This window comes from Chthoniobacterales bacterium (genome assembly GCA_036569045.1).
In the GTDB taxonomy this organism is placed as follows: domain Bacteria; phylum Verrucomicrobiota; class Verrucomicrobiia; order Chthoniobacterales; family JAATET01; genus JAATET01.
The window spans coordinates 1-21,200 of the sequence record DATCRI010000077.1 but is presented as its reverse complement, the minus strand read 5'-3'; the positions used below and the strand labels follow the sequence as shown (position 1 = coordinate 21,200).

The 21,200-nt window shown below is 65.1% G+C and carries 21 protein-coding genes; 12 read left to right on the top strand and 9 right to left on the bottom strand.

Going from position 1 to position 21,200, the window contains the following annotated elements:
- Positions 1-45: 45 nt before the first annotated feature.
- Positions 46-570, bottom strand: coding sequence for a hypothetical protein (locus VIM61_13835; GenBank protein HEY8901488.1), 525 nt, complete (start codon positions 568-570; stop codon positions 46-48).
- Between the two features lie 103 nt (positions 571-673).
- Entirely contained in the window at positions 674-1,894 is a 1,221-nt protein-coding gene (locus VIM61_13830; GenBank protein HEY8901487.1) for an argininosuccinate synthase, read from the bottom strand.
- Positions 1,895-1,980: 86 nt separating this feature from the next.
- Between VIM61_13830 and VIM61_13825 the strand changes: the two genes are divergently transcribed.
- Positions 1,981-2,730: a sulfite exporter TauE/SafE family protein gene (locus VIM61_13825; GenBank protein ID HEY8901486.1), complete on the top strand. Its 750-nt coding sequence runs from the start codon at positions 1,981-1,983 to the stop codon at positions 2,728-2,730.
- Here the strand turns inward: VIM61_13825 and VIM61_13820 are convergent.
- A complete protein-coding gene (locus VIM61_13820) occupies positions 2,727-4,085 on the bottom strand; it encodes an NfeD family protein (GenBank protein ID HEY8901485.1) in 1,359 nt (452 codons plus the stop codon). The two genes, VIM61_13825 and VIM61_13820, sit on opposite strands and share 4 nt — an antisense overlap.
- 61 nt (positions 4,086-4,146) lie before the next feature.
- Between VIM61_13820 and dnaG the strand changes: the two genes are divergently transcribed.
- The 4 genes from dnaG (at position 4,147) to VIM61_13800 (ending at position 9,071) form a co-directional block, all read left to right on the top strand.
- Positions 4,147-5,913: a DNA primase gene (gene dnaG, locus VIM61_13815; protein ID HEY8901484.1), complete on the top strand. Its 1,767-nt coding sequence runs from the start codon at positions 4,147-4,149 to the stop codon at positions 5,911-5,913.
- Between the two features lie 122 nt (positions 5,914-6,035).
- The gene (gene rpoD, locus VIM61_13810; GenBank protein ID HEY8901483.1) at positions 6,036-8,120 is read left to right on the top strand and encodes an RNA polymerase sigma factor RpoD; all 2,085 of its coding nucleotides are present in this window, start codon (positions 6,036-6,038) and stop codon (positions 8,118-8,120) included.
- Between the two features lie 70 nt (positions 8,121-8,190).
- Positions 8,191-8,541, top strand: a complete 351-nt coding sequence (locus VIM61_13805) for a hypothetical protein (protein ID HEY8901482.1) — start codon at positions 8,191-8,193, stop codon at positions 8,539-8,541.
- Positions 8,514-9,071, top strand: coding sequence for a hypothetical protein (locus tag VIM61_13800; GenBank protein HEY8901481.1), 558 nt, complete (start codon positions 8,514-8,516; stop codon positions 9,069-9,071). The genes VIM61_13805 and VIM61_13800 overlap by 28 nt, the downstream gene beginning before the upstream one ends.
- Before the next feature lie 33 nt (positions 9,072-9,104).
- Here the strand turns inward: VIM61_13800 and VIM61_13795 are convergent, their stop codons facing one another.
- On the bottom strand, positions 9,105-9,734 hold the full coding sequence (locus VIM61_13795; protein HEY8901480.1) for a L,D-transpeptidase family protein: 630 nt from the start codon (positions 9,732-9,734) through the stop codon (positions 9,105-9,107).
- 82 nt (positions 9,735-9,816) lie between these two features.
- On the opposite strand from VIM61_13795, the gene VIM61_13790 reads away from it, so the two are divergent.
- From VIM61_13790 to VIM61_13780, 3 genes are all read left to right on the top strand, one after another.
- A complete protein-coding gene (locus VIM61_13790; protein ID HEY8901479.1) occupies positions 9,817-11,580 on the top strand; it encodes a hypothetical protein in 1,764 nt (587 codons plus the stop codon).
- A 100-nt stretch (positions 11,581-11,680) separates the two neighbouring features.
- The gene (gene gnd, locus VIM61_13785; GenBank protein HEY8901478.1) at positions 11,681-12,691 is read left to right on the top strand and encodes a decarboxylating 6-phosphogluconate dehydrogenase; all 1,011 of its coding nucleotides are present in this window, start codon (positions 11,681-11,683) and stop codon (positions 12,689-12,691) included.
- Between the two features lies 1 nt (position 12,692).
- Positions 12,693-13,184: a hypothetical protein gene (locus VIM61_13780; GenBank protein ID HEY8901477.1), complete on the top strand. Its 492-nt coding sequence runs from the start codon at positions 12,693-12,695 to the stop codon at positions 13,182-13,184.
- Here VIM61_13780 and VIM61_13775 read toward each other — a convergent pair.
- Positions 13,156-14,256, bottom strand: a complete 1,101-nt coding sequence (locus VIM61_13775) for a lysylphosphatidylglycerol synthase transmembrane domain-containing protein (GenBank protein HEY8901476.1) — start codon at positions 14,254-14,256, stop codon at positions 13,156-13,158. The genes VIM61_13780 and VIM61_13775 overlap by 29 nt on opposite strands.
- Positions 14,257-14,278: 22 nt before the next feature.
- On the opposite strand from VIM61_13775, the gene VIM61_13770 reads away from it, so the two are divergent.
- Both VIM61_13770 and VIM61_13765 read left to right on the top strand, forming a co-directional pair.
- Positions 14,279-15,043: a glycosyltransferase family 2 protein gene (locus tag VIM61_13770; protein ID HEY8901475.1), complete on the top strand. Its 765-nt coding sequence runs from the start codon at positions 14,279-14,281 to the stop codon at positions 15,041-15,043.
- On the top strand, positions 15,040-15,792 hold the full coding sequence (locus VIM61_13765; GenBank protein HEY8901474.1) for a nucleotidyltransferase family protein: 753 nt from the start codon (positions 15,040-15,042) through the stop codon (positions 15,790-15,792). Before VIM61_13770 ends, VIM61_13765 begins: the two co-directional genes overlap by 4 nt.
- Before the next feature lie 3 nt (positions 15,793-15,795).
- Here VIM61_13765 and VIM61_13760 read toward each other — a convergent pair whose 3' ends face one another.
- Genes VIM61_13760 through VIM61_13745 form a run of 4 tightly spaced genes read right to left on the bottom strand, consistent with a single transcriptional unit; the run spans position 15,796 to position 19,611 of the window.
- Positions 15,796-16,173, bottom strand: coding sequence for an ApaG domain (locus tag VIM61_13760; protein HEY8901473.1), 378 nt, complete (start codon positions 16,171-16,173; stop codon positions 15,796-15,798).
- Positions 16,174-16,177: 4 nt separating this feature from the next.
- Positions 16,178-17,962 carry an aspartate--tRNA ligase gene (gene aspS, locus VIM61_13755; protein HEY8901472.1) on the bottom strand — a complete coding sequence of 595 codons (1,785 nt, stop codon included), beginning with the start codon at positions 17,960-17,962 and terminating at the stop codon, positions 16,178-16,180.
- Between the two features lie 12 nt (positions 17,963-17,974).
- Complete coding sequence (gene hisS, locus VIM61_13750) at positions 17,975-19,222, bottom strand: histidine--tRNA ligase (protein ID HEY8901471.1); 1,248 nt, start codon at positions 19,220-19,222, stop codon at positions 17,975-17,977.
- Between the two features lie 50 nt (positions 19,223-19,272).
- Complete coding sequence (locus VIM61_13745) at positions 19,273-19,611, bottom strand: metalloregulator ArsR/SmtB family transcription factor (GenBank protein HEY8901470.1); 339 nt, start codon at positions 19,609-19,611, stop codon at positions 19,273-19,275.
- Between the two features lie 50 nt (positions 19,612-19,661).
- Between VIM61_13745 and VIM61_13740 the strand changes: the two genes are divergently transcribed.
- Together VIM61_13740 and VIM61_13735 are read left to right on the top strand one after the other, a co-directional pair.
- Positions 19,662-20,186 carry a rhodanese-like domain-containing protein gene (locus tag VIM61_13740; GenBank protein HEY8901469.1) on the top strand — a complete coding sequence of 175 codons (525 nt, stop codon included), beginning with the start codon at positions 19,662-19,664 and terminating at the stop codon, positions 20,184-20,186.
- Positions 20,183-21,200 (top strand): FAD-dependent oxidoreductase (locus VIM61_13735; protein ID HEY8901468.1); only part of this gene is annotated, 1,018 nt, incomplete at its 3' end. The genes VIM61_13740 and VIM61_13735, both read left to right, overlap by 4 nt.

Below are 21,200 nucleotides of genomic sequence, written 5' to 3'. Positions count from 1 at the left end.
TCAGGCAGCCCTGAAGGCACCGTGTCCGGGCGTGGGAAGGGCGTTTTACCTGGTGCCTTTGAAGGCGTATTTGCCGCTGCCGGAACCGAAGATGCTGCTGGCGGTGCCGGTGCTGGAGATCGTCATCTTCTTGCCGGCGACCTTGATGGTGCCTTTGGCTTCGATGGAGCCGACCGGGGTGCTGGCCGAGAAGGTGAACTTGATTTTGTTTCCGGCGAGCTTCCAGGTGCCGGTGCCGGCGAGGTCCACGAGGCCCGGAACGATGGCCGTCGTTGTGGCGGTGCCGTCCGACTTGAAGGTGAGAGTCGCGCTGTAGGTTGCGCCGCCGTTCTTGGTATCCACGCCGTTGAGGGTGAGCTTGCCGGCTTTGTTGCCGGAAGTGGCCTTGAACTTCGCGGTCGTGGTGCCGGCGGAATCGCCGGAGTAGGGAGGAATGCTGCCGGCGGCGGTGTAGTCGCCCTCGAACGTGCCGGCGAGCTTCGCCGTGCTGCCGGCGAAAGCCTGGCCGGTGAAGGCGAGGGCGACGACTAATCCCAGAATGCGAACGGAGGAGAGAACGGTGGTTTTCATGGCAATGAGGATTTACCCAAAATCATGAGAATGTCCCTGATGTTCAGCGAGCGAAATCTTTGGGGTGTTTCGCCCTATTTCGGGTGAGGAGACGCCAGGGTGCCTAGCTGCTGGCGACCTGGGCCTCGACCTTGAGTCGCAGGGCGTTCAGGCGGATGAAGCCGGTGGCGTCGCCCTGATCGTAGGCCTGCGTCGGGTCGGCCTCCATCGTCGCGATGTGCGGATTGTAGAGGCTGACCGGGCTGCGACGGCCGGCGGCGATGATGTTGCCCTTGTAGAGCTTCACGCGCACGTCGCCGGTGACCGTCTTCTGCGACTCGGTGACAAGCGCCTGCAGCGCCTCGCGCTCGGGGGCGAACCAGAAGCCGTTGTAGACGAGCGTGGCGTATTTCGGGATGAGCGAGTCGCGCAGGTGCATGACCTCGCGGTCCATCGTGAGGGATTCCATCTGCCGGTGCGCGAAGTGCAGGATGGCGCCGCCGGGCGTCTCGTAAACGCCGCGCGACTTCATGCCGACGAAGCGGTTTTCCACCATGTCGACGCGGCCGACGCCGTGTTTGCCGCCGAGGGCATTGAGCTTTTTCATGACCGCGAGCGGGTCGAGGGCTTCGCCATTGATCGCGACGCAGTTGCCGGCGAGGAAGCCGAGTTCGACGTATTCCGCCTCGTCGGGGGCGTCCGCGGGATCGACCGAGAGCTTGAACATGCCCTTGTTCTCGGGCGAGCTGGCGTCGAACCAGGGGTCCTCCAGAATGCCGCTCTCATACGAGATGTGCAGGAGGTTGCGGTCCATCGAATAGGGCTTGCTGGCGCTGGCCTGGATGTTGATGCCGTGCTCGGCGCAGTAGGCGATCATCTCGGCGCGGCCGGGGAATTGCGCGCGGAAGCGCTCCTGCCGCCACGGGGCGATGACCTGCAACGATGGCGCGAGGGCTGCGGCGGTGAGCTCGAAGCGGATCTGGTCGTTGCCCTTGCCGGTGGCGCCGTGGGCAATGGCGTCGGCGCCTTCGGCCTGGGCAATCTCGACCATGCGCTTCGCGATGAGCGGGCGGGCGATCGAGGTTCCGAGAAAATACTGGCCCTCGTAGATCGCGCCGGCGGCCATCATCGGGTAGATGAAATCGCTCGCGAACTCGGCCTGGAGATTGTCGACGTAGCATTTGCTGGCGCCAGTCTTGAGTGCCTTTTCCTCGAGGCCGTCGAGTTCCTCTTCCTGTCCGATGTCCGCGCAGAACGCGACGACTTCGGCCGAATAGGTGTCCTTGAGCCAGGTGAGGAGCACGGACGTATCCAGCCCGCCCGAGTATGCGACAACGATCTTCATGGGGATGGATTAACCACAGCGATCGCGGAGGGCACAGAGGAAAAGTTGGGAAAATTCCGTCACAAGGCCGATGCTGCGCCCGCCCGATGGATCTTGCTCACTTCACTCTCACCCAATGGCTGCTTTGCGCGGCGGTTGCGCTGAGTGCGGGCATGGCGAAGACGGGATTCAGCGGCATGGGCACGGTGGGGCTGGTGCTGATGGCGCTCGTGATGCCGGCGCGCGAGTCGACCGGGGCGTTGCTGACGATCCTGATCGTCGCAGACGTGGTTGCGGTGCTGGCCTTCAGCCGGCACGCGAACTGGCGGGTGATCCTGCGCCTGCTGCCGACAGCGCTTCTCGGAATCGTCGTCGGCTGGCTGATCATGCCCCTCGTGCCGGAGACGCGGTTTCGCCCGCTGCTGGGCGGGATCACGCTCGCCCTGATCGCGCTCCTCCTCGTGCAGCGGGCGCGCCCCGCGCTCGCCACGGCGGCGAGCGGGCATCCGACAATGGCGTGGCTGGCGGGATTTACCGGCGGCGTGACCACGATGGTGGCGAATGCCGCCGGGCCGATCATGGCGATCTACCTGCTCGCGTGCCGACTTCCCAAGATGGAACTCGTTGGCACGAGCGCGTGGTTCTTCTGCGTGATCAATCTCTCGAAGGTGCCCTTCAGTGTGGCGCTTGGGCTGATCAACGGCCCGTCGCTGCTGCTCACGCTTGCGCTCGCTCCGCTCGTCGCCGCCGGGGCCTTCTTCGGGAAGTGGCTGCTTGCGCGGATCAATCAGCAGCTCTTCGAGGCATTGCTGATCGCGTTCACCATGCTCGCGGCCGTGCGGTTGCTCTTCGGCTAGGCCCTGCCGACCATCACGCGGCCACCCTCGACCGCGAGCACCCGCAGCGGCGAGCCGGCCTCGAGGAATTCGCCCTCGGTCACGACATCCACGAGCGCGCCGGCGATTTCCGCCTTGCCGGCCGGCCGGAGGATCGACCGGGCGACGCCGAGGTCGCCCACCGTGGCGACGGCTGGGGCCGCGATCGAGGGGCCGGTGGCCACGGCGGCGGGCAGGATCACGCGGCGGAACCCGGGCATGCTGGGGAAAAAACGCGCGAGCATGGCGATAACGAAGGTCGAGACGACGAGCGCGATGGTGAGATTGAGCGCCGGCCGGAGCAGGAGTTCGGGGCTGGGAATCACGGGGTCGCCGGGGAAGTAGTCGATCATTGCGAACAGGGCCGAGCCGAGCATCAGGGCCACGCCGAGCGCTGCGACGATCGTCACGCCGGGGAAAAACAGCAGTTCGACGAGCACGAGCCCAACGCCGAGGGCAAACACGACGATCACCTCCAGCCCGGTGAGGCCGGCGATGTAGTGCCCGAGGAAAAAGATCGCGAAGCAGGCGAGGGAAAGGAAGCCGGCCACGCCGAAGCCCGGCGCCTTGAACTCCATGTAGGCCGCGGCGATGCCGGCGATGAGAAAGAGCGGCGCAAGCACGGTGATCCATTGGGCGATTCGCTCGAAGCCGCTCGGCTCCAGCTTGGAGGTCGGCCCGGTGAGCTTCGCTTCCGACTTGAGCTGATCGATGGAGCCCGCGATGCCGTCGGCGAGGAGCGGCTTGCCATCGAATTTCCGCGTCGCCTCCTGCGCGCTGAGCGTGAGCAGGGAGCCTTTCGTCTTCAGCACGTCGTTGCCGATCTTGAACTCCTTGTCCTTGTCGATGAACGCCTCGGCGAGGCCGGGATTTCGTCCCTTCGCTTCGGCGGCGCTGCGAAAGTAGCCGGAAAAATACGAGACGATCTTCAGGTTCAGCGTCTCGGGAATGTCCGCCCCTTCGCCGGAAACCGGGGCCGCCGCGCCAATGGCGCTCACCGGCGCCATGTAGATATGGTCCGTGCCGAGCGCGATGAGCGCGCCCGCGCTGCCGGCATTCGAGTTCACCCACGTGTAGGTCGGGATGCGGGCCTTGAGGAGGAGTTGAAGGATGTCCACCGCGGCCTGGAGTTCGCCGCCGGGGGTGTTCATCTCGATCACGTAGGCGGAGGCACCGTCGGTCTCGGCCTGCTTGAGCGTGCGGCGGATGAAGGCGGTCTGCGCGGAGGAGATGGCGCCTTCCATTGGCACGACGACGACTTCGCCGGTGGCGGCGTGGGACGGGACGATGCCGCCCGCGAGAAGCGCAAAGGCAAACAGGATGGAGAGGAATTTCATAAGTCTTCGCGTCGTTTGCCTCCTGCTGTAAATAGTCCTTCCGCTCCCGCAATTCAACGTCATGCCCCGCATTTCCGAAGACACCATCCAGCGCGTCGCCGCGGCGAGCGACGTGGTGGACGTGATCGGAAGCTACCTGCAGCTCAAGCGAGCCGGAGCGAACTGGAAAGGGCTGTGCCCCTTCCACAACGAAAAGACGCCGTCCCTGCACGTAAACCCCGCCCGGCAGACATTCAAATGCTTCGGTTGCGGCGAAGGCGGCAGCGTCTTTCGGTTCATCACGCAATACGAGAACGTCGACTTCCCGACCGCCGTTCGCCGGCTTGCCGCGCGCGCGGGCATCCCGATTGCCGAGGAATCCGAGGGGGATCAGGCCCGCCGAGGCGAGAAGGATCGCCTGCTCGCGCTGCACCGGGACGCGGCGGCCTGGTTCCACGGGAATCTCATGCGGCAGAAATTTGCGGCGCCGGCGCGAGAGTATCTGAAGGGACGCGGCTTCAGCTCCGAAGTCGCCGGTCGCTGGCGGCTCGGCTACGCGCCCGAGTCGTGGGACGCGCTGATCGGTCTGCTGCGATCGAAGAAGTATTCCAACGAGGAGATCGTGCGCAGCGGTCTCGTGAGCGTAAAGGACGAGGCGGGCGCGCGTCCCTACGATCGCTTTCGCAACCGCGTGATGTTTCCGATCTGCAACGATTTCGGGGAGGTCATCGGCTTCAGCGGACGCACGCTCGGCGACGATCCCGCCAAATACGTGAACTCGCCGGAGACGCCGATCTTCACGAAAGGTCGCGTGCTGTTCGGCCTCGAAAAGAGCAAGCGTGCGATCATCAACGCGAACGAGGCGGTGGTTTGCGAGGGGCAGCTCGACATGATTGCGGCCTTCGAGGCGGGGGTGCAAAACGTCACCGCGCCGCAGGGCACGGCCTTCACGCCCCAGCAGGCGCGATTGCTCCGGCGTTTCGCGGAATCCGTCGTGCTGTGCTTCGACTCGGATGCCGCCGGCCGCAAGGCGGTGGAGCGCTCGCTGCCGGCGTTGCTCTCGGTGGGGCTGTCGGTGCGCGTCGCCCGGGTGCCGGCCGGCGAGGATCCCGACTCGCTCGTGCGCAAACATGGCGCGGACGCCCTGCGCGCCGTGATCGCCGAGGCGCGGGATTATTTCGAAGACGCGATGGCGGAGGAACTCGTGCCGGGAGCGACTCCCCGCCAGCGCGCCAATCTCGCCCGCAAACTGGCGGGATTCGTGCGGCTCATCGACGATCTCGCGCTTCGAGAGGCGGTCACCGCCCGGGTCCGGGCGCGTCTTTCGCTCACCGATGCCGCCTTCGCCGAACTCGTGAAGTCCGCGCCGACGCCGACTCTCGAAGTGGAGCCGGAATTCGTGCGCGGAGGGGCGGACGAACCCGACGAGGTCCTCGAGCTGTCGGAGTCGGCGCGCCTGCTCTGCCGGCTGGCCATTCTCTCACCGGAAGCCCGGGAATGGATGCGGAGTCGACCCGACCCGGTCGCCAGCTTTGGCGGGGAGTTTGCAATGGTCGATCGGCTGATCCAGGCCGATGTCCCGCTCGAGGACGCGGCCGCTTTCAGTTCCTTCGTCGCCACACTGCCACCTTCGATGGAGCGGGTTCTCGCCGGATTGCATCTCGGAAAACTGCCGGGCAGTCCCGTCCAGGTGGCGACCGATGCCTGGAGCGGACTCCTTCGGCATCAGCTCGCGAAAGAAATGGCTGCCCTTCAGGCGCGAATGCGGCATCCTGACACTCCCCTCGAGGAGGTGGGATTGATTCATAAACAAATCCTTGACCTCCAAAAAAGGCTGGGTCAGGTTTGAAGGCCTTTTTTCTTGCCGAAGCTGCCGCCCAACCCTTCTTGAAATCCACAAACAAAGTCTCCAAGAGCAAGCCCGCGCCTGCCCGTCGTCCTTCGTCCCCCCCCAAAGCCAAAGCCGCTCCAGTGCGGCCCGTGGCCAAGGCGAAGTCTGTCGCGAAAGCGAAGCCTGCCGTGGTGGCCAAGGCCAAGCGCCCCGCGCCCGCCTCGAAGCGGGTGGCTGCAAAGGCCGTTGTTTCCAAACGCCCGGTCGCGAAGACCGCGCGTCCCGTGGTGAAGGCGGCTCCGCTTGCGGCCCGGGCCAAAAAGCCGGCCCGCGCTGCGACTGGCCCGAAATCCAAGACGGCTGCGCCCGCGCGCAAGCCCGCCACCAGCGCGAAGTCTCCCGCGAAAAAGGCCGCGGCCACCGCAAAGACTCCGGCCCCGAAGGCCGCCGCGCCGGCGAAATCCGCAAAGAAAGAGGGAACCACCCCGGGTGTGAACGCAGCTGCCCCCAAGGCCGCCGCGCCCAAAACCAAAGAAACCTCTTCCGTGAACGGCACTCATTTGAACGGCGAACCCGCCAAAACTCCCTCCGACGTCCAGAAGGCGATCCAGGAAAAAGTCCGCGAGCTCATCAAACTCGCCAAGGAACAGGGCTACGTCACCTTTGACGACCTCGAGGAAGCTCTGCCCGAGGGCGTGAGCGATCCCGAGACGCTCGACGCGGTCATGGCCCAGTTGAAGAGCGTCGAGATCGAGATCATCGACGCCTCCGACGTGGACCGCGTCAGCTCCAAGAAGTCCGACGAAGACGAGGAGAAGGACGAAAAAGCCGACTCGAAGCTCGACATCCTCGACGACCCCGTCCGCATGTATCTGCGCCAGATGGGCCAGGTGCCGCTCCTCACCCGTGAGCAGGAGGTCGAGATCTCCAAGCGCATCGAGGACGCCGAAATCAAGGTGCAGGAGACGCTTTACGGCTTCGGCTTCGTCGCCCGGGCCCACCTCGACCTTGCTCAGAAGCTCGTCGACATGCGCGAGCGCTTCGATCGCGTCATTCAGGACAAGAAGATCGAGAGCCGCGAGCGCTACATGAAGGTGCTCCCGCGCCTTTGCCAGCAGGTCAAGAAGCAGACCGAGCTTGTCACCGCGGCCTACCGCGAGATCGCCGAGTCGAAGGATGGCAAGGGCTCCGAAGCGAGCCGCAAGACGTTCGAGAAGAACATCGTCCTCCTCCGCAAGCTCTACCCCAAATTTTTCTTCAAGCAGAAGGTCATCGAGGATTTTGTCGCGCTCGCCGATGACAACCTTCGTCTGATTCAGAACCTTCAGCACGAGTCCGACCGCGCGAAAAAGAGCGGCAAGACTGCCGACGCCACGAAGGCCAAGCGCAACGTCGAGTCCCAGCTCCGCGAAATGCAGGTGCGCCTTTGGCTCACCCCTTCCGATTACGCGAAGGGCCATCGCGATCTGAAGGACTGGCACCGCAAGGCGCTCCGCGCGAAGACCGAGATGGTCGAGGCGAACCTGCGCCTCGTGATCTCGATCGCCAAGAAATACACGAACCGCGGTCTCTCCTTCCTCGACCTCATTCAGGAAGGCAACATGGGCCTGATGAAGGCGGTCGAGAAATTCGAATACCGCCGCGGCTACAAGTTCTCGACCTACGCGACGTGGTGGATCCGCCAGGCGATCACCCGCTCGATCGCCGACCAGGCGCGCACGATCCGCATCCCGGTCCACATGATCGAGACGATCAACAAGCTGATTCGCGTGCAGAAGCAGCTCGTCCAGGAATACGGCCGCGAGCCGAATCCGGAGGAAGTTGCCGAGGAAATCCAGCTGCCCGTCGAGCGCGTGCGCGCCGTCCTCAAGATGGCCCAGCAGCCGATCTCGCTGCAGGCGCCCGTCGGCGACAGCGACGACACGAGCTTTGGGGATTTCATCGAGGACAAGAGCGCCGAGAATCCCGCCGACCAGGCGGCCATCGTGCTGCTCAAGGACAAGATCAAGGACGTGCTCGACACGCTCACCGAGCGCGAGCGCCAGGTGCTCGAGCAGCGTTTTGGCCTCGTGGACGGCTACAGCCGCACGCTCGAAGAGGTCGGTCGCCAGTTCAAGGTCACGCGCGAACGCATCCGACAGATCGAGGCCAAGGCCCTCCGCAAGATGCGTCACCCGACCCGTATCCGGCAGCTCGAGGGCTTCCTCGAACCGCAGGACCTGTAGCGGCTTCCGCCCAGGTGCGGCGAAATTTCTCTGGAACTTCGTCGCGGAATCGGGGTTTCTCTGTCTGACCATGAGTGCTTTCGATCCCGACGACTCCGATTTGCGAGACGACGCGTTGTGGCGCTTGCTCGGGCAGGTCCGCGATGTCGAGCCGTCGCCGTTTTTCGCGCGCAAGGTCTTGAGGGCCATCGAGGCCGAGGAATCTGCTCCGCCGTTCTGGTGGGAAGGTTTTGTTCGGCTGTTTGCTCCGCTGGGCGTGTGCGCGGCGCTTGGGATCATTGCGATGGTGGGCGCACAACGGGGAGATCAGCCGTCGACCGTGGCGAGTTCCGAGATCGAATTCGAAACGATCCAGAATCTCGATCTGCTGGTCTCGAATTACGAATCTTCGTTATGGCTCGATTCCTCCTCCTCGTATTAATGGCGGCCCTGCCGCTGGGGACGGCGAAGTCCGAACCCTCGGCCACTCCGGCTGCGACGCCTTCCGATTCGCCTCGCCGAGATGATGCGTGTCCCCAATGGGACGGGCCTAAAAAGGGCGACGAATCGTGCAAGGGGGATGACGACGACAGCCCGATGAAGCGCTTCCGCAAGAGACTCGAGCAGATGGATCCGAAGGAGCGGGAACATTTTCGAGAGAATCTGGAGCGCTGGAAAGCCATGGGCGACAAGGAGCGCATGGATTGGAAACGCCGGGCGGCGGCGGAGCAGGATCGCCTGCGCAAATCCGTCGATGACGCCATCGAAAAGACCGGCCTGACCCTGACGCCGGATCAACGAGAGGTGTTTACCCTTCGTTACCGGCAGGAACGTCGCAAGATCGAGGAGCAGCTCTGCAAGGAGATAGACGTCAAGCGGAAGGCGAAGGTCGCGGAAATGCTCACGCAGCTGAAGGCGGAGTTCACGAAGCCGGCTCCGGTGGCGACTCCATCGCCATCGCCCACGCCCTGAGGTTGCGCTCGCGGGCTATTTCGCCACGTTGCCTTAGTCGCCGATGACGGCGGGCGTTCCGATCTTCACCCGCTCGTAGAAGAGGGGCGCGATATCTTCGGGCATGCGCACGCAGCCGTGCGACGCGGGATATCCGGGAAGAATGCCGACGTGCATGCCGACGCCTTCCCAGGTGAGGCGCATGAACCATTTCATCGGTGCGCCGACGTAGCGGGTGCCGCTCGGAGCGGAATCGATGCGGGTGCTCACGCCGGCGCGAACCACCTGCCCGCGACTGTTGACGAAGGATCCGTAGACGCTCGAGCGATGGTCCTTGTCCTTTTCGAGCACGGTGAAGCTGCCCTTGGGCGTCATTCCCGCGCGTTTGCCGGAGGAAATCGGGGTGTCGATGGCGACCTCGTCGCCGACGAGCAGGTAGGCGCGCTGTTTACCAAGCGAAACATAGATCCGGGTATTCGAGGGATTCGCCGTCTCGAGAACGCGAGGCACGACCTTTGGTTTCGCCTGCTTGGAAATGAGTTCGCTGGCCGGCTTTTGCTTGGTTTTCGGCGGAGCCGGCTGCGGCACCGTCTGGGGCGCCGCAAAAACGGGGGAGCAAAGTCCGAGGGACAGCGCTGCGATGGCCGGGAGGCTGGCGGGAAGGTGGCCGGAAAAAAATCGCATCGCTCTTCTTGTGTCGGGTCGGTCGGGCGTTCCACTATTCGCATAGTTGCTGCCTTCCGACATTTCAACGACATTCCCCGCCTTGAGTTCACTTCCTTCCTCGATCGTGCGCCGGCTGGCTTTTGTCGGCATTCTCCTGGGCGGCTTCGTCGGGGGCGCCGCCCGAGCCGATATCGATCTGCCAACGGTGCCGCCACCTCAGCCCGAAGCAGTGGCCGTGAAGGTGTTCCTGGGGGAGTCGATCCAGATCCCGCTGCGAGGCGTGAGCCGGGGTGGGCAGCCGCTGACGTTCCTGATTCGTCGCGCTCCGCAGGCGGGACGGCTTTCGCCGATTACCTCGGTCGGCCGTAACGAGGCGGTGGTGACCTACACGCACGATCGCTCGGCGGGGGCGGTGGTGGATCGCTTCCGCTACGCGGTGCAGGCGCCGAATACGGGCGTGTCGACGCCGGCCGAGGTGATCGTGAATGTCGTGGAGCGGCCGTCCGTGTTCACCGCGCCGGCGACGGTGGAATTTCCGGATACGGCGATTGGAGATTCTTCCCGCCAGTCGTTCGAGGTTCGCAACGATGGCGGCGGGCGGCTGACCGGCGAGTTCACCGTGCCGGAACCGTGGAAACTGGTGGAGGGCGAGGGATCGTATTCGCTTGGCGAGGGCGAGAGCGTGAGCTTCACCGTGACTTTCACGCCGACGGATAATCGGCGATTCATCGGCGAAGGGACGTTTTCACACGGAGAAGGATTCCAGATCGCGCTGACCGGGCGCGGCTATGCGCCGATCGAGGTGGTGCCGCGCGAGGTGCGGGTGGAGGGAGATGGCCACAGCGAGGTGAGGACCGGTGGATTTCTCCTGCGCAATGTCTCGAACGAGGATCGCGAGCTCACGATCCAGGCTCCCAAGGAAGTCATCGTGCAGGACACGGTGACCGTGCCGGCGAGGAGCGAGACGCAGGTCGCCGTGCATACCCGAGCGGGTTTTCTCGGTGCGCTTTCGGGGACGCTTGCCATCACCGGCAGCAAGGTGAAACTCGACGTTCCGCTGCGCGTGGAGGCCTCGCCGGCGCGAATGATTGTCCATCCCGAGGCGATCGATTTCGGCACCCTGGCCGCGGGTCGCTACGGCCGGGTGAAAATGACGTTGAAAAACATCGGCGGTTCGCCGGCACAGTTCACCGCCGCCTATCCCGAGGGCACGATGCTTGATCCCGATCCTTCGTATGAAGCCCTTGCGCCCGGGGCGGTGCGGGAGTTTTCCGTTTCGTTTGCCCGGCCCGGCGCGGCGACGCTGGATGGCGCCCTCGCGTTCGACATGGGCGGAGTCAGGCTCTCCGTTCCGATGAAGGCGAAGGTCACCGAGCACCATGAAAAAGGGGACGAGTCGCCGGTGGCTCCGAGCGGCCCGCCGCCCGTCAAGACGAATGATCTCCCGCCGGTCGAGCAGATGGGCTTTGCGCAGACGAAGACCCGGCTCGATCTCACCTGGAAACGCACCTCGCCGGAGATCGTGCGCTACGGACTGATCCTGCGGGAAATCGGCTTCGATGCGAAGGGCGAGGCGGTCTTCAAATACAAGCCGCTGCCGCGCGTGAAGCCCCGGTTCGTGCGCGACGAGGTGCGCGCGACACTCGAGGGGCTTCGCCCCGGCGAACACATCACGCTGCTCATCGTCGGTTACGATGCCAGCGGGACGCCGACGGTGCCTTCGCCGCCTTTCGTGGTCTTCACGAAGCCGACGGTGCCGCTGCGGATTCCGTGGTTCTGGATCGGCGTGCTGGCGATCATCGTCTGCGCCGGAGTGATCGTTCGTGAGCGCCGCAGGGCTCGCAAGTTTGCCGGCGTGGGCTGAGCGGAACGCACGGCATTATCACAAACGCGGGGGCGATTGTGCTTGTTCGTTCCCGTGGACGAACGACAGTTTCAGTTCAAACTCCAACCTGAAAAATACCATGCAACTCGGAATGATCGGTCTCGGAAGAATGGGCGCAAACATGGTTCGTCGGCTTCTCCGACAAGGCCACACCTGTGTGGTCTACGACACGAATCCCGAAACGGTCGCGCAGCTCGCCTCCGAGGGCGCGGTGGGGGCAAGCTCCCTCGAGGATCTCGTGGCGAAGCTCGATCGGCCGCGCAACGCGTGGATCATGATTCCGGCTGCGATTACCGACAAGATTGTCGATCAGCTCGCCGGCCTGCTCGAACCGGACGACACGATCATCGACGGCGGCAATTCGTATTTCCGTGACGACCGTCGTCGCTCCGCCGCTCTCAAGGAGAAGGGGCTGCATTACCTCGACGTCGGCACAAGCGGTGGCACGCACGGCCTCGAGCGTGGCTATTGCATGATGATCGGCGGCGACACGTCGGCCGTGGAGCGGATGGACCCGATCTTTAAGACGCTCGCTCCCGGCGTGGGCGATATTCCGCGCACGCCCGGTCGCGAGAAACTCGGTGGCACCGCCGAGGAAGGCTACCTCCATTGCGGTCCGTCGGGTGCCGGACATTTCGTGAAGATGGTCCACAACGGCATCGAATACGGGATGATGGCCGCCTACGGCGAAGGCCTCGACATTCTCTTCAATGCGAACGTGGCGAACCAGCATCACGAGGCGGATGCCGAGACGGCGCCGTTGATGAACCACGATCTCGTCTACGATCTCAATCTTGCGGACGTGACGGAGGTCTGGCGTCGCGGGAGCGTGGTCTCTTCCTGGCTGCTCGACCTCGCGGCGGCATCGTTTGCGGAGGATCCGAAGCTCGACAACTATTCCGGGCGCGTTTCCGACTCCGGCGAAGGCCGCTGGACAATCATGGCGGCGATCGACGAGGCCGTGGATTGCGAGGTGCTCACCGCCGCGCTTTACGCCCGCTTCCGCTCCCGCAAGGAGCACACGATGGCGGAGAAGGTCTGCTCGGCGATGCGCTTCCAGTTCGGCGGCCATCTCGAGAAGAAGGCCTGAGGTGAAGCTGCGCGGCGTGGCGAGCCTTCTCGCGGGAGTCTGTCTCGCGAGTTGCGCCACGCCTCCGCCGGCATTCGCTCCCGCGTCTTCGAGGACCGGCGTCGTGGAATGGCGACGGGAGGGCGTCGACCTCCACACGCGCGTCGTTTTTCAAAGCGCCAGCCCGGATGATCGTCGGCTGGTGGTGGGCGCGGAACGCCCGCTGCTCACGCTCACTCGTCGGGGCGGAGAATGGTTTGCGGCCGGCGCAATCGCCGGACGCGCCTGGCGTGGCCCCGAGAATACGGCTCCCGCGGTGCTGGCGGGCTGGATCAGCCTCGTCGAGGCCTTCGACGGCGCCTCCTCGGTGCCGTCGGGTGAGAGCGACGTGCGAACGGGGCGGTTCAGCGTTCGCTACGAAAAGGCCGGCGAGGAACTGCGGGCGATCGAGCTCGTCACCGTGGCGACGGGCGATCGCTTCCGTGTCACGTTTCCCCCCGGGCCCGCGCGCTGACCGAGTCGCCGGTGCTGCGAGCTTCGCGAACGATGCCCTTGTAGAACGGCAGGATGGCGGCGCCGACGAGTCCCCAGGAGGTGTTAAGCAAATAGCCGACCAGTGAGATCGAGATCGCCACGGCGGGAGGAATTGCGGCCAGTGGCCCGAGCAGGCCGATGAAGACCCATTCGCGCACGCCCATGCCGCCGATGCTGATCGGCAGCGAGCTGATCACGTCTGCAATCGGCATGATCGTGGCCAGGTGCAAAAACGAAATGTTTCCGCCGAGGGCCTTGGCTGCGCTGAAGAAGACGCCGAAGTAGGCAAGGATCATGGCGAGGGAGAGCGCGAGCGCCCGCAGCGAGGCGCTCCATTCGTGCGCGAGCTTCGCGTAGCCCCCGGCCAGCCGCAGAAGAAATTCACGGCACGGCATCCAGCCCGGCAGGCGATTTGCGAGGTCGCGAGCGGAAATAACGAGCGCGCCCAGCACCGCCACCGCGCACACCGCCTCGTAGGCGAGCACGCCGTGAAAGAGCAGCGCGGCGCGCGGGTTCGAGGTCAGCCACTCGTAGTTCCAGGCGCCGAGGATGACCGTGTAGAAAATGAGGGCGGCGAGGCCGCAGGCGCGGTCCATCAGCACGGAGAGCAGGGCGTCGGTCTTGCTCGCGCCGCGGCGCACGAGATACGCGGCGCGCACAAGATCGCCGCCGGCCGCGCCGAGCAGGAACGTATTGCAGAACAGCGCGACGAGGCAGACCTGCACGCTTTTCCAGAACGGCACGTCGATGGCGAGCATCCGTAGAAAAATGCGCCAGCGGATGGCGCCGAGAAAATTCTCGATGCCGGCGAACGCGATGCCGAGAGCGAGCCAGCGGGCGTCCGCGCGGCCGAGGGCCGTGAGCGCGTCGGCGCGAAACTTCGGATCGTGAAAGAAGAACGCGAGCAACCCGGCGGTGACCGCGGTTTGGAGAAGAATGAGGAGCCAGCGCTGGTGCATGGGAACGACGAAGCCGCGGTTGCGGCCCAGACCGGGCCAAATCCCGCCCTCACCGGCAAGCAGAAAATCCCGGCTCGATTCCCCGGCGCGCATCCGCCACCGTGCACGACTCGCCATGTCCGCCCCTTCCGCCACTCATCTCGTGTTGCTTCCCAGCTACAACAGCGGGGAAATGCTCGCCCGGGTGGCGGGGCAGGTCGCGGAGCTGGGATTGCCGGTCTGGATCGTGATCGATGCCAGCACCGATGGCAGCGCCGCGGCACTCGATCCTCTGCTCGAGCGCTACCCCGCCATGCGACGCATCGTGCTGGGGCAGAATTCCGGCAAGGGGGGCGCCGTGCTTGTGGGCCTGCGAGCCGCGCTGGCCGAGGGCTTTACGCACGCGCTCGTGATGGATGCCGACGGCCAGCACAGCGTCGACGCGATCCTGCCGTTCCTCGAGCGCTCCCGCCGCGAACCGGGCGCGATGATCCTCGGCGTGCCGATCTTCGGGGAAGACGCGCCGGCCGAGCGCGTGAAGGGCCGACGGGTGGGAAACTGGTGGGCAAATCTGGCGACGCTTTGGGGTGGCATCGATGACTCGCTGTTTGGCTTTCGCGTGTATCCGATTCGCGAGTCGGTGGAGATTCTCGAGTCGATTCGCACGGCCCGGAGGTTCGATTTCGATACGGAACTCGCCGTGCGCCTGTATTGGCGCGGCGTGCGGCCGATCAATATTCCCGTGCCGGTTTGCTACCCGCCGCGCGAGGCAGGCGGCGTCACCCATTTCCGCTATTTGCGCGATAATCTCCTCCTCGTGGCGACCCACACGCGCCTGTTCTTTGGCATGCTGGCGCGCTTGCCGCGGTTGCTTCGGATGCGTCATACTCGCGAGGCATGAACGCCCTCATCCTCGCTGCCGGTTACGCGACCCGGCTTTATCCCCTCACGCTCACCAAGGCCAAGCCCCTCCTCGAAGTCGCCGGAAAACCGATGATCGAATGGGTCATCGACAGCATCGCGCCGATCCCCGATCTCGAGACCGTCTACATCGTGACGAACAACAAGTTTGCCGCCGATTTCCGCAACTGGGCTGATGATTACTCGAGCCGCAATCCGAAGGTCGTCTTCAAGATCATCAACGACGGCTCGACGAGCGACGATGACAAGAAGGGCGCCATCGGCGACATTCATCTCTCGATCCAGCGCGAGCACCTCTACAGCAAAGATCTCATGGTCGTCGCCGGCGACAATCTCTTTAGCGAATCCGTCGAAGGTTTTGCCGTGGCTGGCAAGGACGCCGCTGCGACCGTCGCCGTGTATGACGTTGGTGATCTCGAGCTCGTCAAAAAATACAACTCGATCACGCTCGACGCGTCCGGTCGCGTGACGAAATTCGTCGAAAAATCGCCCGAGCCCGTGGACACGTTCTCCGCGATCGCGCTTTATTACTACCGCAAGGACACGCTGCCCTTCATCGATCAATACATCGCCGAGGGCAACAATCCCGATCAGCCTGGCCGCCTCATCGAATGGCTCTACAAGCGCACCGAGGTGAAGACCTGGCCGGTGCCCGGTCTGTGGTTCGACATCGGCGGCAAGGAGTCGCTCGTCGAGGCTGGCGAAGTCTTTGCGCAGTTCGCGAAGTAGGCCTCAGCCTTTCGGCACGCGCATCCGGAAAGCCGGGATGCGCGTGAAGACGGCCTCGCCGGAGTCGGTGAGGCCGAGGTAGGCGCCCTCCGCCACCGCATCCGCGGCAATCCCGTGCGAGCTGTTGTAATGAAACTGCTCGCCGGGCTCGAGCCGGGGAAATTCGCCCACCACGCCATCGCCTTCGACCGCCAGCGTCTCCCCGTTCGCCTCGCGCACGACCCATTTGCGGCCTTTGATCGTGACGGTCACGTCGGACTCGTTCGTGATCGTGATGAAATACACGAACACGTGCGGTTTGCGCGCGGGGCCGGTGAGGTCCGGCGCGTGAACCACCTGGTTGACCGTTACGATCAGGCCCGGCAGTTCACGCAGCAGCATGGCCTCAGGGCTTTTTCGTCACCGTGGACTGGATCGCCAGTTCGCGGAGGAGCTTCGTCTCGACCGTGACGGGTGAGTGGGTGAGGAGGTCCTGGCCGCGATTGTTCTTCGGGAATGCGATGACGTCGCGGATGGATTCCGTCCCCGCGATCAGCATGACGAGGCGGTCGAGGCCGAGGGCGACGCCGCCGTGCGGCGGGGCGCCGAAGGAAAATGCGCGGAGCAGGTGGCCGAATTTTTCCTGCTGCTCCTCGGGGCCGATTCCAAGCGCGGCAAACATCTTCGTCTGCAGGTCGCGCTCATGGATTCGGATCGAGCCGCCGCCGAGTTCCACGCCGTTCAGCACGACATCGTAGGCGACGGCGCGGACGTGGGCGTAATCGCCGGATTCGAGATGCGCGAGGTCCTCGGCCTTCGGGCGGGTGAAGGGGTGGTGGACGGCGGTCCAGGCGTTCTCCTCGGGAATGAACGCGAGCAGCGGGAAGTCGACGACCCACAGGAAGTTCAGCTCTTCGCTGCCTTTCGTGAGTTCGAGCAGTTCCGCGCAACGCAGGCGCACGCGACCGAGCGTCTCGCTGGCGGCGGCCCATTGGTCCGCCCCGAAGAACAGGACGTCGCCGGCTTCGAAGCCAAGGCGTTCCTTGATGGCGGCCTTCTCGGATTCGGAGAAGAATTTGACGATCGGGCTTTCCCATTCGCCGGTCGGCGAGGCTTTGATGTAGGCGAGGCCCTTGGCACCGAGTTCGGTCTTCGCCCACTCCTCCCATTTCTTGAGCTGCTCCTTGGAGAATTTCTCGGCGGCGCCCCTGGCGTTGAGCGCGCGGATCACGCCGCCGCTGGAAAGGACGGACTGGAAGACCTTGAACTGCGAGTCGCGAAAGACGTCGCTCAGCTCGACGATCTCGAGGCCGAAGCGCAGGTCGGGCTTGTCGGAGCCAAAGCGATCCATCGCCTCGCGGTAGGCCATGCGCGGGAACGGCGTGGGAATCTCCACGCCCTTAGTCTCGCGGAAAATGCGGGCAAGCAGGCCCTCGATGAGGGTCTGGATCTCGAGTTCGTTTGTGAACGAGGCCTCGACGTCGATCTGCGTGAACTCGAGCTGGCGCTCGGCGCGGAGATCCTCGTCGCGGAAGCAGCGGGCGATCTGGAAATATTTTTCGACGCCGGCGACCTGGAGCAGCTGCTTGTATTGCTGCGGGGCCTGCGGCAGCGCGTAGAAGGCGCCGGGCGTGAGGCGGGCGGGCACGAGGAAGTCGCGGGCGCCCTCGGGCGTGGGGTTCGAGAGGATCGGCGTCTCGATTTCGAGGAAGCCCTGGTCGTCGAAGTAGTCGCGCGTCGCCTTCGTGATGCGGTGGCGCAGGCGCAGGTTCGTGCGCATGTCGGCGCGGCGCAGGTCGAGGTAGCGGTATTCGAGGCGCAGGTCTTCGTTCGAGACCTTGCCCTCGATCGGGAAGGGGAGAACGTCGGACTTGTTGAGCACCGTGAGCGCCGTAGCGACGACTTCGATGCCGCCGGTGGCGAGCTTGGCATTCTCGGTGCCGGCAAGACGTGGCGTGACGAGGCCGGTGACGGTGATGCAGTCCTCGCTGCGCAGGCCGTGGGATTGCTCCGCGACGGCGGGATGTTCCTCGGGCCGGAAGACGACCTGGGTGACGCCTTCGCGGTCGCGCAGGTCGACAAAAATGACGCCGCCGTGGTCGCGGCGGGAATCGACCCACCCGCTGAGGGTCACAACAGAGCTGACATCGGACGGCCGCAGGGCGGCGCAGTGGTGGGTGCGGTAGGACATTTTCGGGAACCGTTAAGGGTGCGGGTTTTTCAGCCAGTCGGCAAGCGCGTCGTGCGGGACGGCGGCCTCGGCGCGGGTGGCGAGTGTCTTCACCTTCACGAGCGGCCATTCCTGCCCGACGACGACGGCAAATCGCGCGCCGAGGGCCTCGGCGGCCTGGAACTGCTTGCCGACCTTGGTGACGTCGAGCGGGAAATCCGTCCGCCAGCCGGCGTCGCGCAGCGCCTGCACGAGGCCGAGCGCCTCGCGGCGGCGCGCCTCGTCGGCGACGACGACATACACTTCCGCAGCCGGGGCGGCGGCGAGGGCGGCATCCCGCTTCGCGCGCGTGTGCGGGGTTTCTTCGATGAGGTCGCCGAGAACGACGTCGCCCATGCCGAAGCCGATCGCGGGAAGGTTGACCGCTCCGTCGCTGAGGTCGGCAAGGAGGCTGTCATAGCGGCCGCCGCCGGCGAGGGCTCGCATGGACTTGCCCTTGTCGAACGCCTCGAAGACCAGGCCGGTGTAGTAGGCGAGGCCGCGCACGATGGAGAGATCGACTTCGACGAAGTCGCGCAGGCCGCGCGCGGCGAATTGCTCCATGAGCGGGGCGAAATATTCCGGACTGCCGGCGGTGATGAAGGCCTGTAGTTCCGCGACGGTGAGGTTGTGCGGCGCGAGCTTGGCGTTGAGCGATTCCTCCGGCTCGCGTTCGATCTTGTCGATGATCGCAAGCACGGCCTTCGTATCCGCGACGCCGCGCGATTCCAGGAACGCGATCCACGCCTTGCGGTCGCTCAGGCGAATGACGAAGTCATCCTTCGTAAAACCGAACTCGCGAAGGAGATCGATGACGAGGCAGATGGCCTCGGCATCCGCGGCCGTCGAGCCGTCGCCAATGAGGTCCGCGTTGAACTGGATGAACTCGCGCAGACGGCCCTTTTGCTGGCGCTCGTAGCGGAAAAAATTTGCGGTGCTGAACCACTTGAGCGGCTTGCGGTAGGCGCGCTCCTTCGCGACGACCATGCGCGCGAGGGTGGGGGTCATCTCCGGCCGCAACGCGACGTCGCGCTGGCCGCGGTCCGTGAAATTGTAGAGCTGGCCGAGGATCTCGGCGCCGCTCTCGTTTTTCTTGGCGTAGAGATCCATCGACTCGAGCACGGGGCCGTCCATTTCGAGGAAGCCATAGCGGCGCGAGACGCGGCGCCAGCCGTCGAGCACGTAGCCGCGGCGGGCGCAGTCCTCGGGATAAAAGTCACGGAATCCGGGAAGCGGGCGCATGAGAAAGGGGTGACATCAAACCGCCCCGCGGGCGGGTCCGTCGAGCGCTTTCACCGTCCGCTCATTGCGCCGAGATGCTCCCGGGCGTCGCGTTCGAGCTTTGCGCACACGAGGCGGCAGAGGTCGTGCACGAGCGGATCGCGGATGCGGTAGCGCGCGAAATTGCCATCCCGTTCGCGGCTGAGGAATCTCGCCTGGGCCAGCGCGGCGAGCTGCTTCGAGACGTTGCCCTGCTTCAGCCCGGTCTCCTCGACGAGCTCGCCGACCGTGCGCGGGCCCGACATCAGCGTCTTCAACAGACGCAGCCGCGACGGCTCCGATAGCGTGGCGAACAGCCGCGCGGCTTCTTCGATCTGCGCATCCGACAGCGAAATTTCCTCTGTTGACATATTCCTGTAAGGCGATATAGATTTATAGCGAATCAAAGATACACAAAGCCATGAATCTGACAATGCAGGATGCGAAAGAAGTGGAGCGGATGCGCGGGACGGCGCTGCTGCTGGATGTGCGGACGCCGGGGGAATACGCCGCGGAACACATCGCGGGGGCGGCGCTCATGCCGCTGGATCGGCTCGATGCCGCGGCTGTGACGGCGCAGGCGGCGGGCCGGCCCTGCGTGGTTGTCTGCCAGGGCGGGAAGCGCGCCTCGATGGCCGCGGAGCGCCTCAGGACGGCGGGTGTCGGAAATCTTTCTGTCCTCACGGGCGGCGTGAATGCCTGGAAGGACGCCGGGCTGCCGCTGGAACGGGGGCGCGGCGTGATCTCGATCGAGCGGCAGGTGCGGATCGGCGCGGGATCGCTCGTGCTGATTGGCGTGGCGCTCGGTTTCGCGGTGAATCCCTGGTTCTTCGGGCTGTCGGCCTTCGTTGGCGCCGGTCTGGTTTTTGCGGGAGTGACGGATTTTTGCGGAATGGCCCTCGTGCTCGCGAAGATGCCGTGGAATCAGGGCGGGACCGCGAGATGAAGACCGTGATCATTGGGGGCGTTGCCGGCGGGGCGTCGTGCGCGGCGCGCCTGCGGCGGCTCGACGAGTCGGCGGAGATCGTGATGCTCGAGCGCGGGCCGCACGTGTCCTTCGCAAATTGCGGCCTGCCTTATCACGTCGGCGGGGTGATTCCGGAGACCCGGGATCTGCTCATTGCGGATGCGGAGCTTTTCCGGTCGCGTTTCGCGATCGACGCCCGCACGCGGCACGAGGCGCTGGCCATCGATCGCGAGCGTCGCGTGGTGACGGTGCGCGATCTGGAGGCGGGCCGCGATTACGAGGAGAGCTATGATTCCCTCGTGCTTGCGACCGGCGCGGCCCCGATTCGTCCTCCGCTGCCGGGCATCGACCTGCCGGGCGTTTTCACCGTGCGTTCCGTGCCGGACGCCGTGGCGATGCGCGCCTGGATCGACGGGCGCAACGCGCGCCAGGCGGTGGTGGTCGGCGGGGGATTCATTGGTCTCGAGATGGCGGAGAACCTCGTGCATCGCGGCCTTGCGGTGACGATCGTCGAACGGCTGCCGCAGCTCATGCCGCCGCTCGACGCGGAGATGGCGAGGTTGCTCGAGTCCCCGCTGCGCGCAAAGGGCGTGACGCTTGCGCTTGGCGACGGCGTGGCGGGTTTCGAGGCGATCGACGGCGGCTTGCGCGTGCGCACCGACTCCGGCGTCGGGCACGAGGCCGATCTTGTGATTCTGGCGATCGGGGTGCGTCCGGAAACGCGACTGGCGAGGGATGCCGGGCTGGAGATCGGCGCGCGGGGCGGGGTCCGGGTGGACGCGCGCATGCAAACCAGCGACCCGCACATCCGGGCGGTGGGCGATGCCGTCGAGGTGCGGGATTTCGTCACCGGCGACGAGACGCTCATTCCGCTGGCGGGTCCGGCGAACCGGCAGGGACGCATCGCCGCGGACAACATCGCCGGCCGCGTGAGCGAGTTTCGCGGCGTGCAGGGCACGGCGATCTGCGGGCTCTTCGACACGGTCGTGGCGA